Origin of the sequence: Pseudomonas sp. SIMBA_068 (assembly GCF_046534705.1) — a bacterium.
Classification (GTDB): Bacteria; Pseudomonadota; Gammaproteobacteria; order Pseudomonadales; family Pseudomonadaceae; genus Aquipseudomonas; species Aquipseudomonas putida.
On the sequence record NZ_JAWRYI010000334.1, the window covers coordinates 1 to 284 of the forward strand.

1 protein-coding gene is annotated in these 284 nt (G+C 70.8%); it reads right to left on the reverse strand.

The genetic code is table 11. The features are described from left to right. Positions 1-284: aldehyde dehydrogenase family protein (locus SB756_RS29420; RefSeq protein WP_410913084.1), on the reverse strand; the 284-nt coding region annotated here is incomplete at both ends.

The following is a 284-nucleotide window of genomic DNA, read 5'->3' on the forward strand; positions in this document are numbered from 1 at the left end:
CTGCGCGCCTCTTCGGCGAACCACTTGACGAAGCCTGCGCCGTAGCGGATCTCGCCCTTGGCTTCATTGAGCGGCTTGCCCTGCTCACGGGTCATGATCAGCGCCAGGTCATCGAGGTTATCGAGCATGGCCTGGTACCAGCGCTCCAGCAGCGCGGCGCGTTCGGCGGCCGGGCGTGCACGCCAGGCGGGCCAGGCACGCTCGGCGGCTTCGATGGCGCGGCGGGTGTCGACCGCGTCCATGGCCGGTACCCGGGCGAGCACCTGGCCGGTGGCAGGGTCGAG